Annotated in this window: 18 protein-coding genes and 1 riboswitch; of the genes, 2 read left to right on the plus strand and 16 right to left on the minus strand. The window is 35.2% G+C overall.

Features of this window, described 5'->3' with window-relative positions; genetic code table 11:
• Positions 1–16: 16 nt before the first annotated feature.
• From EG814_RS12275 to EG814_RS12315, 9 genes are all read right to left on the minus strand, one after another.
• Entirely contained in the window at positions 17–793 is a 777-nt protein-coding gene (locus EG814_RS12275) for a thiazole synthase (RefSeq protein ID WP_125722237.1), read from the minus strand.
• The gene (locus EG814_RS12280; RefSeq protein ID WP_125722238.1) at positions 774–1,412 is read right to left on the minus strand and encodes a thiamine phosphate synthase; all 639 of its coding nucleotides are present in this window, start codon (positions 1,410–1,412) and stop codon (positions 774–776) included. The genes EG814_RS12275 and EG814_RS12280 overlap by 20 nt, the downstream gene beginning before the upstream one ends.
• Positions 1,405–2,145, minus strand: coding sequence for a hydroxymethylpyrimidine/phosphomethylpyrimidine kinase (locus EG814_RS12285; protein ID WP_125722239.1), 741 nt, complete (start codon positions 2,143–2,145; stop codon positions 1,405–1,407). The genes EG814_RS12280 and EG814_RS12285 overlap by 8 nt, the downstream gene beginning before the upstream one ends.
• Complete coding sequence (locus EG814_RS12290) at positions 2,103–2,723, minus strand: thiamine phosphate synthase (protein ID WP_125722240.1); 621 nt, start codon at positions 2,721–2,723, stop codon at positions 2,103–2,105. Before EG814_RS12290 ends, EG814_RS12285 begins: the two co-directional genes overlap by 43 nt.
• A gap of 78 nt (positions 2,724–2,801) precedes the next feature.
• Complete coding sequence (thiC, locus tag EG814_RS12295; RefSeq protein WP_125722241.1) at positions 2,802–4,622, minus strand: phosphomethylpyrimidine synthase ThiC; 1,821 nt, start codon at positions 4,620–4,622, stop codon at positions 2,802–2,804.
• A 168-nt stretch (positions 4,623–4,790) separates the two neighbouring features.
• Positions 4,791–4,997, minus strand: a complete 207-nt coding sequence (gene thiS, locus EG814_RS12300) for a sulfur carrier protein ThiS (protein WP_125722242.1) — start codon at positions 4,995–4,997, stop codon at positions 4,791–4,793.
• 66 nt (positions 4,998–5,063) lie between these two features.
• Positions 5,064–5,160: riboswitch (TPP riboswitch) on the minus strand.
• A gap of 183 nt (positions 5,161–5,343) precedes the next feature.
• Entirely contained in the window at positions 5,344–5,913 is a 570-nt protein-coding gene (locus EG814_RS12305; protein ID WP_125722243.1) for a DNA-3-methyladenine glycosylase I, read from the minus strand.
• Complete coding sequence (locus EG814_RS12310; RefSeq protein ID WP_125722244.1) at positions 5,913–6,545, minus strand: hypothetical protein; 633 nt, start codon at positions 6,543–6,545, stop codon at positions 5,913–5,915. The genes EG814_RS12305 and EG814_RS12310 overlap by 1 nt, the downstream gene beginning before the upstream one ends.
• A gap of 11 nt (positions 6,546–6,556) precedes the next feature.
• Positions 6,557–7,219 (minus strand): queuosine precursor transporter, encoded by a 663-nt coding sequence (locus tag EG814_RS12315; protein ID WP_125722245.1) that lies wholly within the window; start codon positions 7,217–7,219, stop codon positions 6,557–6,559.
• Between the two features lie 171 nt (positions 7,220–7,390).
• On the opposite strand from EG814_RS12315, the gene EG814_RS12320 reads away from it, so the two are divergent.
• The gene (locus EG814_RS12320) at positions 7,391–9,451 is read left to right on the plus strand and encodes a M3 family metallopeptidase (protein WP_125722246.1); all 2,061 of its coding nucleotides are present in this window, start codon (positions 7,391–7,393) and stop codon (positions 9,449–9,451) included.
• A gap of 64 nt (positions 9,452–9,515) precedes the next feature.
• Here EG814_RS12320 and tsf read toward each other — a convergent pair whose 3' ends face one another.
• From tsf to EG814_RS12350, 6 genes are all read right to left on the minus strand, one after another.
• Positions 9,516–10,478, minus strand: a complete 963-nt coding sequence (tsf, locus tag EG814_RS12325; protein WP_125722247.1) for a translation elongation factor Ts — start codon at positions 10,476–10,478, stop codon at positions 9,516–9,518.
• 138 nt (positions 10,479–10,616) lie between these two features.
• Positions 10,617–11,381 (minus strand): 30S ribosomal protein S2, encoded by a 765-nt coding sequence (rpsB, locus tag EG814_RS12330; protein WP_095927954.1) that lies wholly within the window; start codon positions 11,379–11,381, stop codon positions 10,617–10,619.
• Positions 11,382–11,557: 176 nt separating this feature from the next.
• Positions 11,558–11,944: a 30S ribosomal protein S9 gene (rpsI, locus tag EG814_RS12335; RefSeq protein WP_008466792.1), complete on the minus strand. Its 387-nt coding sequence runs from the start codon at positions 11,942–11,944 to the stop codon at positions 11,558–11,560.
• Entirely contained in the window at positions 11,944–12,399 is a 456-nt protein-coding gene (gene rplM / locus EG814_RS12340; protein WP_125722248.1) for a 50S ribosomal protein L13, read from the minus strand. Before rplM ends, rpsI begins: the two co-directional genes overlap by 1 nt.
• Positions 12,400–12,592: 193 nt before the next feature.
• Positions 12,593–13,405, minus strand: coding sequence for a ferritin-like domain-containing protein (locus tag EG814_RS12345; RefSeq protein WP_125722249.1), 813 nt, complete (start codon positions 13,403–13,405; stop codon positions 12,593–12,595).
• Between the two features lie 25 nt (positions 13,406–13,430).
• Positions 13,431–14,177: a ferritin-like domain-containing protein gene (locus EG814_RS12350; RefSeq protein ID WP_125722250.1), complete on the minus strand. Its 747-nt coding sequence runs from the start codon at positions 14,175–14,177 to the stop codon at positions 13,431–13,433.
• Between the two features lie 200 nt (positions 14,178–14,377).
• On the opposite strand from EG814_RS12350, the gene EG814_RS12355 reads away from it, so the two are divergent.
• Complete coding sequence (locus EG814_RS12355) at positions 14,378–15,403, plus strand: LacI family DNA-binding transcriptional regulator (protein ID WP_125722251.1); 1,026 nt, start codon at positions 14,378–14,380, stop codon at positions 15,401–15,403.
• A gap of 40 nt (positions 15,404–15,443) precedes the next feature.
• Here the strand turns inward: EG814_RS12355 and EG814_RS12360 are convergent, their stop codons facing one another.
• The gene (locus EG814_RS12360; protein ID WP_125722252.1) at positions 15,444–15,818 is read right to left on the minus strand and encodes a hypothetical protein; all 375 of its coding nucleotides are present in this window, start codon (positions 15,816–15,818) and stop codon (positions 15,444–15,446) included.
• Positions 15,819–15,826: the final 8 nt, after the last annotated feature.

The raw sequence follows: 15,826 nt of genomic DNA on the forward strand, positions 1-15,826 counted from the left end.
ATCTGCGTGAAATCTTTTAATCGTATAAAAAAGAAGTCAAAGGACTAGAAGCCGAAGCGTAATTTTGCTGATTAGCGACTTTCGCTTCAAATGCCTTTCTTCCCGCAATCACAGCTTCCTTAAAAGCCTCAGCCATCAATTTCGGATTTCCTGCAACTGCAATTGCAGTATTCACCAAAACAGCATCGGCACCAATTTCCATTGCTTTTGCAGCATCAGAAGGCGCTCCGATTCCGGCATCGATGATAACAGGAACATTACTTTGTTCAATTATAATTTCTAAGAAATCGATCGTTTTTAACCCTTTATTGCTTCCAATTGGTGAACCTAAAGGCATTACGGCCGACGTTCCAGCGTTTTCCAAATGTTTGCATAAAACAGGATCGGCGTGAATGTACGGAAGAACGATAAAACCAAGTTTAGCAAGTTCTTCTGTTGCTTTTAATGTTTCAATTGGATCGGGCATTAAATATTTTGGATCAGGATGAATTTCTAGTTTTACCCAATTCGTTTCTAAAGCTTCGCGCGCTAATTGTGCGGCAAAAACAGCTTCTTTGGCATTTCTTGCGCCTGAAGTATTCGGTAATAAATTAATATTCGGATGTTTCAAATGTGATAAAATTACATCAGTATCCGTTTCCAAATCGATACGTTTTAATGCCACGGTTACCAATTCACTTTCAGAAGCAAGAACGGCCTGTTCCATTTCCTCGTTCGAACCAAATTTTCCCGTTCCTAAAAACAAACGGGATTTAAAAGCTTTATCTCCTATATTAAACAATGATTTTTGCATATAATTTTTCGTTTAATTGTTGAATTAGTTTTTCCTTTTCATCACTTTCTTTAATGATTCCTGAAACGGCAATTCCATGAATTCCAGTTTCCATTAACGGACTCACATCACGCAAAGTAATGCCTCCAATGGCGTAAATAGGAATTTCGATTTTATTTTTTTTCAGTTTTTGCAGGATGTCAAAGTAACCCGACAATCCCAAAATCGGACTTAATTTTTCTTTTGTATTTGTAAATCTAAAAGGCCCTAACCCAATATAATCACAACCATTTTTGACATGATTTTGAATGTTTTCCAAAGTATTGGCTGTTCCTCCAATAACTTTTGAAGTTCCTAATAAAGCTCTAGCTTCGTCGATTTTAGTATCGTTTAAACCTAAATGAATACCGTCTGCATCAATTTCTTTGGCGAGATACAGATCATCATTTATAATGAAATTGGCAGTGTATTTTTCGCATAAAGGCTTTACCGCTTCCGCTAATAGAAAAGTATCTTTTTGCGTTTGGTTTTTAAAACGCATCTGCACCCAATTACATCCTGCATCGAGTGCCTGATTAATATTGCATAATTGTTTTTCGATAGTTTCGCCTTGCGAGATATATTGAAGTTTGCTATACATAATGATATCCGATTAAAGTTGATGTTGAGCTCAGGTAATTTTCGATGTAGATTTTAGCATTTTTACAAGCTTCGATTAAGGTTTGTTCTAAAGCTAAATTCGAAGCAATTGCTGACGAAAGCACACAGCCTGAACCATGTTTCTCAAAACATTTTTTATCTGATGGAAGTAATTCTAAAACTTCATTTTTTAGAAATAATCGATCAGTTCCAACTGCTTTTTGGTTATGTCCGCCTTTTAATAGAACGTTCGTAGGAAATTGATTTTCGGCTAAAATAAATTCAGGAAAAAGAATTTTTATTTCATTATAATTGGGCGTGATCAAGTCAATTTTTGAAAGTATTTGATTTAATTCCAAATGATCTTTAACAGTCATAAATTCAAATTTTGTAGTCGATTTTAAAACTGGATCCCAAACGATTTTTGTCGATGGAGAAAGCTGTTTTATTGTCGAGATAATTCGGTTTAAATCATGTAAAGAAGACACAATCCCGATTTTTACAACCCTGATTTTATAGTTTAAAAACAACGTTTCAATTGATCTGATTACAAAACTCAAATCTGTCCACTGAATTTCATAAAATTGATTTTCAGTCTGAATGGTGTTTGCCGTCGAAATAGCATAACCAGTTACTTTATGCTGTTCAAATGTTTTGATATCAGCCAAAATTCCTGCGCCTCCCGAAGGATCTAAACCGGCGATTGTGAGTGCGAATGGGCGATCTTTTGACATAGTTTAAATTGTTTTAAAGGATTTTTATTCTTCCAAATACTTCCTAAAAGCGCAAAATCATCAAAACCTTTTTCTAATACTTCTCTAATGTTTTTTGAATCGATTCCGCCTAAAGCGATGACTTTTGTTTTCTGATTTGTTCTTGATTTCAGTTCTTCAAAAAGGTCTTTTTCAGGAGAATAATTTTCTTTAGAAATACTTTTAAAAACGGGACTCAGAAAAGCATAATCAAAATGTTTAAGAGAATTAAAATCTTCTATAGAATGTGTTGATGTTGATTTAGATTTGTATTCGTACCTACAAGGTTTCCAAAACCTTGCAGGAGAATCAACAAGATCGTTTCTTTCTTTTTCAGAAAAATGTAATCTCTCAATACCAAAATCTTTTGCCAATTCATGATGATTATGCAAAACCAAATTATCCCGAAATTCTAGTTTTATATCATGAAGAAATTCCGCCATTTCAATCTTCGAAAAATCAGGTTTCCTAACATGAAGCAAAGACAATCCTTCTTCAAAAAATGAATGGATTAAATTAATTTCATTTCTTACCGCCATTGGATTTGAGATTAAAATCATTCGATTTGTTTTTTCTTCTCCCGCAGATTTCACAGATTTAGGAGATCTTTGCTCTTTACTCTATTTTCTATCTTCTTCTTAAATATAAATCTCTTTCCCTTGCTCAATAAACTCTTCCGATTTCTCCTGCATTCCTTTTTCAGCGGCAGCGACATCTCGTATTTCCTGAGATATTTTCATCGAACAGAATTTCGGTCCACACATCGAGCAGAAATGCGCCACTTTTGCACCATCGGCAGGAAGCGTTTCATCATGAAATTCTCGAGCAGTATCTGGATCTAAAGCCAAATTGAATTGATCTTCCCAGCGGAATTCAAATCGGGCTTTGCTCAAGGCATTATCGCGATATTGTGCGCCCGGATGACCTTTAGCCAAATCGGCGGCGTGTGCAGAAATTTTGTATGTAATCACGCCATCTTTTACGTCTTTTTTATTCGGTAAACCTAAATGTTCTTTTGGTGTTACATAGCATAACATCGCGCAACCGTACCAGCCAATCATTGCCGCACCAATTGCAGAAGTAATATGATCGTAACCTGGTGCAATGTCTGTAGTTAAAGGGCCTAACGTATAAAATGGAGCCTCATGACAATGTTCCAATTGTTTGTCCATGTTTTCTTTAATCATGTGCATAGGAACGTGTCCTGGGCCTTCAATAAACACCTGAACATCGTGTTTCCACGCGATTTTGGTCAATTCGCCCAAAGTTTCCAGTTCAGCAAATTGTGCGGCATCATTCGCATCGGCAATCGAACCCGGGCGTAAGCCATCTCCCAAAGAAAAAGCTACATCGTATTGTTTCATAATTTCGCAGATTTCCTCAAAATGCGTGTACAAAAAGTTCTCCTTATGATGAAACAAACACCATTTTGCCATAATCGATCCACCACGCGAAACGATTCCGGTAACGCGATTGGCGGTTAAATGAATGTAACGAAGTAAAACTCCAGCATGAATCGTGAAATACGAAACGCCTTGTTCTGCTTGTTCGATCAATGTGTCACGGAAAATCTCCCAAGTTAAATCTTCGGCAATTCCTTTTACTTTTTCTAATGCTTGATAAATAGGAACGGTTCCAATTGGAACAGGAGAGTTGCGGATAATCCATTCTCTGGTTTCGTGAATGTTTTTTCCTGTCGAAAGATCCATAATCGTGTCAGCTCCCCAACGACAAGCCCAAACGGCTTTTTCTACTTCTTCTTCAATACTTGAAGTCACCGCGCTGTTTCCAATGTTGGCATTTATTTTTACCAAGAAATTTCGACCTACAATCATCGGTTCACTTTCTGGATGATTGATGTTGTTTGGAATTATAGCTCTTCCGCAAGCAACTTCAGAACGGACAAATTCTGGAGTAATTTTGCTTTTTGGAGTGTTAGCACCGAAACTATGACCATGATGCTGGCAGCGCATAGCATCGGTCTGTTCATTTAAAAGTTCGATACGTTGGTTCTCGCGAATCGCGATATATTCCATTTCGGGAGTAATAATGCCTTGTTTAGCGTAATACAATTGAGTTACATTTGCTCCTTTTTTGGCACGTTTTGGCTGATGTAAATATTCAAAACGAAGGTGATTTAAGCTTTCATCTTTCAGTCGGCTTAAACCGTAATCTGAAGTGATTTCACTTAGAATTTCGACATCATTACGGTCAAGAATCCAGCTTTCGCGTAAGCGTGGCAATCCTTTTCTAATATCAATTTCTACATTTGGATCCGTATAAGCGCCCGAAGTATCGTAAACAGTCACTGGAGGATTTTTCTCAATTCCGCCGTTGGAAAGTTTAGTGTCGCTCAAAGTAATTTCGCGCATCGCTACTTTTATGGGATGAATTTCTCCGTCGATATATACTTTGTTAGAATTCGGAAACGGGGTTCTGGATATTTGTTCTTCTTTCATAGTTTTTTGTTTCAAGTTTGAAGTTTCAGGTTTCAAGTTTCAGGTTTCAAGTTTCAAGTTGCTCCTGATTGTGTTTATTCACAATGTTTTCTGTAGAGATGCACCGCAGTGCGTCTAACGCACAGTACGAAAATTGGAATTTGGAATTTCTTTTTTTGGAATTAAAATTTAACCTCCTTGCGTAGCAGAAATAATCAAAATATCGTCAGTTTCTTGTAGGAGGAATTCGTTCCATTTGGTTTTTGGAACAACAGTATTGTTAACAGCAACGGCGATTCCGTTTTGTTTGAGCGGAATTTCGAGATCGAGCAATGATTGAACGCTTAGCGATTCAGCATTGAATTTTTTTGTTTGTTGATTGATTTTTAGTTCCATTCCTTTTTAGTTTAGTGTATAGATACACAATAGGAATGGCTACAAAATGCACGCAGGCGCGCGCATAGAAGTCATCTTACTTTTCCCTACGCTAGTATGAACTAGATCAGGTTCAGAGGGTAAAATCTCAGCCTGCATGTTGCAGACACCCCTAAAGTGTGAAGCAAATATAGTAAATTTTGTTTTGGTTGTATGAAAAAGTTTCAAGTTTCAAGTTTCAGGTTTTGAAAATCGCTGCTATTGCGTCGCGGAAAACTTGAAACTTGAAACTTGAAACTTGAAACTTGAAACTTGAAACTTGAAACTTGAAACTTGAAACTTGAAACTTGAAACTTGAAACTTGAAACTATTTTATTCTGGTCCAGCAATCTTCCACGTGATCATTGACCATTCCGGTTGCCTGCATGTGAGCGTAAATCACAGTTGAACCAACAAATTTAAATCCGCGTTTCTTTAAATCTTTACTGATAGCATCAGAAATTGGAGTTGTTGCGGGAACATCTATTAAAGTCTTTGGCTTATTGTCAATTGGTTTTCCGTCAACAAATTCCCAGATGTATTTTGAGAAAGTTCCAAATTCTTCCTGAACTTTCATGAATGCCTGTGCATTTGAAACAGCAGATTTAATTTTTAATCCGTTTCTGATAATGCCCGTGTTTTGCATTAATTCTTCGATTTTATCTTCAGAATAATTGGCTATTTTTTTATAATCGAAATTATCAAAAGCAACTTTGAAGTTCTCCCTTTTGTTTAAAATCGTAATCCAACTTAAACCAGCCTGAAATGTTTCTAAAATTAAAAACTCAAAAATGGTTGGATCATCATAGACTGGAGTTCCCCATTCTTCGTCGTGGTATTTTTTATATAAATCGCTGGCAGAACACCAGCCGCATCGAATTTTATTTTCTTGTTCCATTATTTCCCTATTTTCCAGTGATAACCCTTTACGCTTGGTATATAAGCTTTTGTTCCAACTATTATTAAATCATTATAGATTTTTTTGTTGTATTTAATTCCAATTGCTTTTCCCGAAGTGTACATTTTATTGGCTTGAAATTTAATTTTCATTTTCGCATCGGTAAATTTTGCGTCCGAAACTTTTTCTATAAACCAAGTTGATTTCCATTTTATTTCAATTTCATCTTCGCTTGTTTTTGTAATGCTTTTTATAAGTTTTATAGCATCTTTAGGGATTTCTAAATTTTGAGAAAGTTCTTTCTGCGTAAATGTTTCTCCGATTTTGCAATTTGCAAGAATTTTTCTAATGGCAAAAAAATTATGAAGCATATCGCTAGACTTAGCACCATGATTTGTTTTTACAATGCTATCATGATTTTTTTCGGGTTGATTCAAACTTTTCTTTGACGAAATTTTTACTGGCAGGTTATGTATTTTGACATTTTTATGTGGAGTAGTTTTTATTTCATCAACAGGTTTAATGTGATTAACAGGGGTAGCTTTTGGAGTGAGCTCCTTTTTTTGATCATTGCCACAACTAAAAATAAAAAAGAAAGTAGAGAATAATATGGAGGTATTTATGTTTTTCATACAGATAGTCGCTACACTTTATGATTGGGATCTGAGTCTAAATATTTTTTGATCAAATGATGCCCTAAATAAATTGCTGGAGTTAATAAAATAGCTATTGCCAATTTAAAAGTATAGCCAATTAAACCAGAAGATATAAAAGTATCGAAATCTATTTTTCCAGGAAGCCAAAAAGCAATTCCTAAAACAATAAAAGAATCAAATAATTGGGAAATTACTGTAGAACCCGTTGCTCTCAACCATATTTTCTTTTCGCCTGTTCTGTTTTTGAAAAACCAAAAAATCCAAACATCAATAAGCTGAGAAGCCATAAAGGCTATTAAACTTCCAACAATAATCCACATACTTTGTCCAAAGACGGCCTGAAATTGTTCGTCATTTACAGGACTTATTCCTTTTGCAGCCGGAATTGTCATTGCCATAAACAATATAATAAAAGCATAAGCAATGAGACATGCAGTTATGAAAGAAAGTTTTTTTACGCCTTTCTCTCCAAAATATTCATTAATTAAATCGGTTGTGAGAAATACAATTGGCCAAGGAAGAATTCCGATACTCATTACAAAAGGGCCAACTTGAATTAATTTTCCTCCAATCAGTTCTGCAACAACAGCATTGGTTATAAATATTCCTGCTAGAATTACAAAAACAATTTCTTTTCTGGTTTTAAACATGTGGTTTTGGATATTGATGTTTCAAAATTAAACTATTTCTGTGAAATCTTAGAAACGGATCGGTTTTATAATCTGCCGAGATTTGAAGTTTGATTTGGTTTGGTTAATTTTGGAATTCTTCTGGAATATTTTCAGCTAAAATTTCAGGCACTATAATTAACAATATTTATTATGAAAGAACAGGTAAACTTAGAAAATCCGTTGCTTCAAGAATGGTCAGGGCCATACGGAGGCGTTCCGGATTTTGCAAAATATAAAATTTCAGATTTTAAACCAGCAATAGAAATTGCTATTCAGGAAAAATTGGATGAAATCGACGCAGTTGCAAATAATCCAGAAAACCCGACATTCGAAAATACAATAACTGCATTGGAGCTTTCGGGAGAAAAACTGAATAAAATTTATGCGGTTTATGGAATCTACCGTTCAAATTTAAGCAGTCCAGAGTTTAATGTTGTTGACACCGAAATGTCTCCAAAACTGGCTGAAATCAGCGATAAATTATATCAAAATGAAAAACTTTTCGAGAGAATTGATGTTTTGTATAAATCGGAAAATAAAAATTTAAACAACGAACAAAAGCGTTTACTTTGGGTTTATTATTCTGATTTTGTGAAAGAAGGAGCTAAGTTAAATAAAGAAGATAAATCTAAAATTGCCAAGATTAATCAGGAATTAGCAGGGCTTTTTACCTTGTTCAGCCAAAAATTATTAGCAGAAGAAAATGATCAGTATTTGGAATTAAAAACTGAAACTGATTTTGATGGTTTGCCAGAAGAGTTTAAAAATGCCGCAATTGCCGAAGCAAAAGAAAGAAAATTGAACATTTTGGGCTGTATCGGAAATACAAGATCTTCAATCGAACCGTTTTTGACTTTTTCTAACCAAAGAAATTTAAGAGAAAAAGCTTTTGACATCTTTATAAAAAGAGGTGATAATAAGAACGAAAACGATACCAATGAAACTCTCGTGTCGATTTTGAAATTAAGAGCTGAAAAAGCGAAGATTTTAGGCTTTAACAACTTCGCAGAATGGAGTTTGTCAGACAAAATGGCTAAAGATCCGCAGAAAACTTTAGATTTAATGCATTCTGTTTGGAAACCAGCTGTCGATAAAGTAAAAAATGATGTTGCAGCCATGCAGCAAATGGTCGATAGAGAAGGAGGGAACTTTAAAATTCAGCCTTGGGATTATCGTTTTTATGCCGAAAAAGTGCGTAAAGAAAAATATGATCTAGATCAAAACGAAATCAAACAATATTTACAGCTGGAGAATCTTCGTGAATCGATGTTCTGGACAGCAGGAGAATTGTTTGATTTAGGATTCAAACAATTATTTGATGTTCCGATTTATCACGAAGATGTACGCGTTTGGGAAGTGAATAACAAAAATACAGGAGAACCGATAGGATTATGGTATTTTGATCCATATGCTCGTATCGGAAAACGTTCTGGAGCGTGGATGAATTCGCATCGCGATCAGCAGAAAATAAATGGAAAAACACTTCCAATTGTGTCAAACAACTGCAATTTTATAAAAGGAAATAGTGATGAGCCAACTCTTATTTCGTGGGATGATGCGACGACTTTGTTTCATGAATTTGGTCATGCTTTACACGGTTTGTGTTCGAATGTGACTTATCCAAGTCTTTCGGGAACTTCGGTAGCAAGAGATTACGTGGAGTTTCCATCGCAGTTATTAGAACATTGGTTAGCTACTCCAGAAGTGTTAAATAGATTTGCACTTCATTACAAAACAAACGAACCTTTGTCTCAATCATTGGTAGAAAGAATTGGAAAAGCAGCGAATTTTAACGAAGGGTTTGCAACTGTAGAAACAATTTCAAGTTCGTTTGTTGATATGAAACTGCATCTTACAACCGAGACAATTGACCCTCATAATTTTGAGAAAAAGGTTTTGGCAGAAATTAATATGCCGACTGAAATTGTAATGCGACACAGAATTCCGCAATTTGCACATATATTCTCTAGTGACGGATATGCGGCAGGATATTATAGTTATTTATGGGCAGATGTAATCAATGCAGATGCTTACGAAGCTTTTTTAGAAGCAAACGGACCTTTTGATAAAGTGATTTCTAAACATCTTTATGATACTGTTTTAAGCGTTGGAAACACGATCGATAATGAAACAATGTACGAGAATTTCAGAGGACATGCTCCACAGTCAGATGCGCTGATGAGAGCCCGAAATTTTCCAGTTGAAAGTTAGTAGCAAAATAAAAAAGCCCGAATAATTAAATATTCGGGCTTTTTAATATTGAAAAAATAATATATTAACCTAAAGTAACTCTTTTGAAACCAGTGATTTCAACGTTGTATCCTTTAACGTAATCACCTACTTTTTTACTATCATCTTTGATGAAGTTTTGATCCAATAACGCTTTTTCTTGATCTAACGTAGTGTTGTCAGAGATGAAACGTTGAACTTTTCCTGGAAGAATTTTGTCCCAAATTTGCTCTGGTTTACCTTCAGCTTTTAATTCAGCTTTAGCATCTTCTTCAGCTTGTTTGATAACTTCTGGAGTTAATTGAGAGAAAGAGATGTATTTAGGAACATTTTTTAAAGTTTTTCCTAAACGTGCAGCTTCTTCATTATCTTTTTCGATTACAGCAATACGAGCAGCAAGTTCAGATTCAACGAAAGCAGGATCAAAATCTTTGTAAGATAATGTGTCAGCTCCCATAGAAGCAACTTGCATAGAGATGTCTTTAGTTAAAGTCTCAGCGTTGTCAACTTTAGCAGAAATAGCTGTTAAAGCAGCAATTTTGTTAACGTGAACGTAAGATCCAACGAAAGCACCTTCTAAAATTTCGAAACCACCGATTTCGATTTTCTCACCGATAACACCAGTTTGCTCGATTAATTTTTCAGCAACAGTAATTCCGTTGAAATCAGAAGCTAAAAATTCTTCTTTAGTAGAGAAGTTGATCGCTTTTTCAACTAAATCTTTAGCTAAAGTTACGAAAGCTTCATTTTTACCTACGAAGTCAGTTTCGCAGTTCAAAGTGATGATAGCTCCTTTAGTGTTGTCAGCATTGATAAAAGAAACAGCAGCTCCTTCAGAAGACTCACGGTCAGAACGGTTAGCAGCAACTTTTTGTCCTTTTTCTCTAAGGATTTGTATAGCTTTATCGAAATCTCCTTCAGCTTCAACTAAAGCTTTTTTACAGTCCATCATTCCGGCACCTGTAGATTGTCTTAATTTATTTACGTCTGCAGCAGTAATTGTTGCCATAATATTTTGAGTTTTAATGTTAAAAGTAAAAATTCCATCTTCTAAATCCCAAACTCCAATTTTATTAAATTATCAACATAACGTTTTTAATTTTGTATTTGGAATTTGGAATTTAAAATTTGGAATTTAAAATTTGATTTATTCTTCAGTTGCAGGAGCAGCTTCAGCCTCAACAGCAGGAGCTTCTTCAGCAGCTTCAACTTCTTTTTCTGCACCTCTGTCAGAAAGACCTTCGATTACAGCAGTAGTTACTAAAGATAAAATTTTGTCAATTGATTTAGAAGCGTCATCATTTGCAGGAATCACGTAATCAACCTCTCTTGGGTCAGAATTCGTATCAACCATTGCGAAAACTGGAATGTTTAATTTTTGAGCTTCTTTTATTGCGATGTGTTCAGCTTTGATATCTACTACGAACAATGCTGCAGGTAGTCTAGACATATCAGCAATTGAACCTAAGTTTTTCTCTAATTTAGCACGTAGACGATCAACTTGTAAACGCTCTTTCTTAGAAAGTGTGTTGAAAGTACCATCTTTCTTCATTTTATCGATAGAAGACATTTTTTTAACTGCCTTTCTGATTGTTACGAAGTTAGTTAGCATTCCACCTGGCCATCTTTCAGTGATGTAAGGCATGTTTGCTGCTTTTGCTTTATCAGCAACGATGTCTTTTGCTTGTTTTTTGGTAGCTACGAATAAAATTTTTCTACCTGATGCAGCGATTTTTTTCAAAGCTTCATTAGCTTCTTCAATTTTAGCTGCAGTTTTATATAGATTGATAATGTGAATACCATTGCGCTCCATATAAATGTAAGGAGCCATGTTTGGATCCCATTTTCTAGTCATGTGTCCGAAGTGAACACCTGCTTCTAGTAATTCTTTTACTTCTATTTTGTTTGCCATTTTTGTACTAGTTTACGTTCTGTTGATTAGCAATGTATAAATGGCGATTTCTCTGGCTTTATACATTTAGATGCTAAACTATATCCTACCTCGATAGGAGAGCAACAATAACTGTGTTTTTTAATTTCAATAAATAATTGATAATGTCTTGTCCCATCCGAACAAGACAGGTAATATTAACGTTTAGAGAACTGGAATCTCTTACGAGCTTTCTTCTGACCGAATTTCTTACGTTCAACCATTCTTGGGTCTCTTGTTAATAAACCTTCTGGTTTAAGGATAGCTCTGTTTTCAGCGTTAACTTCACACATTACGCGTGCTAATGCCATTCTTACAGCTTCTGCCTGACCAGTTGTACCACCTCCGTAAACGTTTACTTTTACGTCAAAGTTACTAGCGTTTTCTGTCATAGAAAGCGGTTGTAAAACTTTGTACTGTAAAGTTGCAGTTGGAAAGTAAGTTGCGAATTCTTTTTTGTTTACAGTGATGTTTCCAGTTCCTTCAGAAACGTATACACGTGCAACAGCGGTTTTTCTTCTACCGATTTTGTGAATAACTCCCATTACTTAAGATCATTTAGGTTAACAGTTCTAGGTTTTTGAGCTCCGTGAGTGTGCTCAGCTCCTACAACAACATTTAGATTTCTGAAAAGTTCTGCTCCTAATTTGTTTTTAGGTAACATACCTTTTACCGCTTTTTCTACTAATAATGCAGGGTTTTTAGCTTGCAATACTTTAGCAGTTAAAGTTCTTTGTCCTCCTGGGTAACCTGTATGACGCATGTAAATTTTGTCATTCAATTTTGTACCTGTAAGGTTAATTTTTTCTGAGTTGATAACAATTACGTTATCTCCACAGTCAACGTGCGGTGTGTAACTTGGCTTGTACTTACCTCTTAAGATCATAGCAACCTTAGATGCAAGACGTCCTAAGTTATGACCTTCAGCGTCAACAACAATCCACTCTTTAGTTACAGTGCCTTTGTTTGCCGAAACTGTTTTGTAGCTTAATGCGTCCATAATATTATTTTAATTAAACATTCCATCCCCAATAAAGGGGATGCAAAAGTACAATTAATTATTTTAAAACCAAATACCTTAAAGAATATTTTATTGGCTGAAAATCAGGCATTCAGTTTTTGAAATAAATGGACATAAAAAAAACCGTCTCTTTTGAAGTAAAAAGACGGTTCAATAATACAAAAAATATGGCTTATACAATAAATATATTGGCAATATCTACCACCTGTTGTGTTGTAAGTGGTTCATCATAAGCTTCTGAGCCTGCTGCTGCACCAAATGCGGTTGCGGTGTTAAAACCTGCTTGCATCGTTACGCCTTCGCCATCATATACAGCTTGTGTTGCTGCTGGCATTCCTGCGCCTCTTTCACTATTTGAAATCCATCCTTTTAAGCCTCGAAGTCTTCGCACTTCAGATGCATGGCGCGCTTCTACAGAATGGATTTGTAGTGCAGCTTGTAACAAATCGGGAGTCGTAATTAGATTTCCAGCCTGTCCTTTATAAGCTCTTACGCCTGTGTCTTCAAAAGCTTGAGCAAGAGCTAAAAATGTCGGATAATCTCCAAAAGGGTCAAATGCACCTCCTACAGTAAAATCAAAGGTTGGTTTAGGGACAAAGTTCGCACTTGCCGAACCACCCAGACCTGCAATTAAAAATTTAACATGATCAGACTCATGTGCAGCAATCTGTTGGAAAACTTTCAAATCGCGTCCGCCATTTTCAGATGCTGGAATTACTCCAGAATCTAACGCCATAGCATAAAATTCATCTTCAAGGTATTCTAGTGTCAAGGCAAACTGTAGTGCTCCAATCGGTGTAGCGGGAGTTGCTGTAATGTCTTTAGCGAATGCTTTATTGGTTAAAGCCGATAGCCCAAAAGGAATTGAAGCTAGAGCTAAATTTTTTCCGATATTCCCAAACTGAGAAAAACTATCTCTTCTTGAGCCAGTGCTCTTCATTAAATTGTCATCAGTAAAGGATTCTATAAATTTTAAAATGTTCATAATTTCTAAGTTTTAGCTGGTTAGATTAAGGTAAATATTTGGCTGTAAATTTTGTAGTGATAAAATTTGCAGCAATAGGAAGAATTTTAGACGGATCTTTAGCATCATCTAAACCTGTTGACATGTTTACAATATCATCTCCAGCAAAATCTTTCGAATTTGGATTGATCAAACTTCTTATTGCGGCTGCGTGGCGTGCTTCTACAGAAACAATTTTTCCTGCTAACAATAAATAATCGGCAGTTTTAATTAATTTTCCAGCACCGTTGTACGCGGCAACTCCCGTATCTTCTAATGCTTTTGCGGTAGCAAGTACTTCTGTGCGGCTATTAAAATTTAGAGAGCCATAATTAAAGGCTAAAGAAGGAAGCAATTGAGAGCTTGGATCTGGAAGTGCTCCAGTCAAAGCGGCTTTAAAGAAATCTCTGTGCACTACTTCGTGGTGGTACAAATCTGTTAAGACTTCTCTTTCTAAAGAACTAAAAACAGAATTGAAACTGCTTGAATTTACAACCTTAGTGTAAAAATCAGCTTCTAATTGTTCAAGAGCGTATGCATAAGTAAGAACTCCAAAATCGCCAGAGCCTAAATCAAAAATACCATTTCGAACTCCAGGTAAGGAGGTGTCGTCCATGTTATCATCATTATCATTGTCGCTGCAACCAGCTAAAATCAAACCTGTGGTTGCTAATGTTAACCCACTGAGCTTAAGAAAGCTCCTTCTGCTATTCAATGAAGGATCAACTTCATGAATTTTAACTTCGTTTTTCATAATTAAAGGTTTTTTAATAAGGTTAATAACATTGGTCTTTACTTATTAACGAAATTTTTAGAGATACGGTTTTAAACTTTAACATTTATTGTTTTTCTTTTAAAAAAATTTCAGTGTTTTGAAGATGAACTGCTTGTTTTTTATTTTATTTTCGGTAATTCTACTATATTTGTATCAATTACGTTAAAAACTATTTTTAAATGAAAGCTAAAGCAACTCTCAAACAAATTGCAAAAGAACTTGGTGTCTCTGTATCGACAGTTTCTAAGGCGTTAAATGACAGCCCGGAAATTAGTGAGCAAACGAAAGTGAAGATTAAGGAGTATGCCAAACTCAAAAATTACAAGCCTAATGTTATTGGTTTAAATTTAAAAAATCGTAAAACCAAAACCATCGGGGTAATTATTCCGAATATTCTAAATTCTTTCTTTGCGAAAGTTTTTAGCGGTATTGAGAAAGTGGCCGACAAAAAGGGATATAATGTAATCACCTGTATTTCTAATGAATCTTTAGAAAAAGAAATTCATACGCTTGAAATGCTAAGTAATGGAACGATTGACGGATTTATCCTTTCGGTTTCTGAAGAAGCACAAAAACTTCAAGATTACAATCATTTCTCTGAAATCATTAATGATGGAACGCCAATTGTGATGTTCGACCGAATTGCTGATGAAGTTGAATGTGATAAAGTGGTAGTAGATGATTTTGATTCGGCTTTAAATTCGACACAGCATTTAATCGATTTAGGATGCAAAAATATTGCCTTGATTTCTTCAGTTGATAATTTAAGTATCGGGAAATTAAGAGCTGATGGTTATTTAAAAGCCTTAAAAGACAACAATATTCCAATTAACGAAAAAATAATTCTTCGTACCGATTCAGAAGAAGATATGAAAAGCAAAATCGAAGGAATATTGGATCAAAAAGTAGACGGAATTTTTGCTTTAGATGAAAATGATTCTGTTGCAGCTTTAAGAGTAAGTTTGAAAAAAGGATACAGAGTTCCAGAAGATATTTCAATTATTGGTTTTGCAGACGGAATTCTAGCATCAAGACGTTTATCGCCGAGTTTGACAACAGTTAGTCAGCACGGTGTTGAAATTGGAGAAGTGGCTGCAAAAAGATTAATCGAAAGATTAGAAGAACCGGAAGGAACGGTTTCAGAATACGAAACCATCGTAATTAAGACGAAACTGAAAGAAAGAGAGTCTACGAGAAAGAAATAAAAAGAAAACCATTCGCCGCGGCGAATGGTTTTCTTTTTATTTAAATGAGAAGTAAGACAGATGCAATTAGAAAAAATAATACTATTCTAAATTTCTTTTGCTGTTCAGCTTTACGAAGATATCCCTCTTCTTCTAAATTCCAAGAGAATATAAGTTCAATAAGTGTTCCTCCTAAATTGAATACAAAGTCAGAAATGCTGTAACTTTCTTTGGCTCTTTTTAGTGCCTCAAAATTTTCCTTTTTCTTTTCTATATATTTAGCTTGGTCTATTAATTTAAAATCGACTTTCCGACTATAAAGCTCAGCGACTGCTAGTTGATATGCGCGCTCATTCCATTTTTTTGGAGCACCAGTTATTGCTAGTAATTCTTTTGTTGTTCGGGTTTTAATAGGAGGCTTAAAATCGTCTGTCATATAAGTCG

The organism is Flavobacterium ustbae (assembly GCF_003946915.1).
In the GTDB taxonomy this organism is placed as follows: domain Bacteria; phylum Bacteroidota; class Bacteroidia; order Flavobacteriales; family Flavobacteriaceae; genus Flavobacterium; species Flavobacterium ustbae.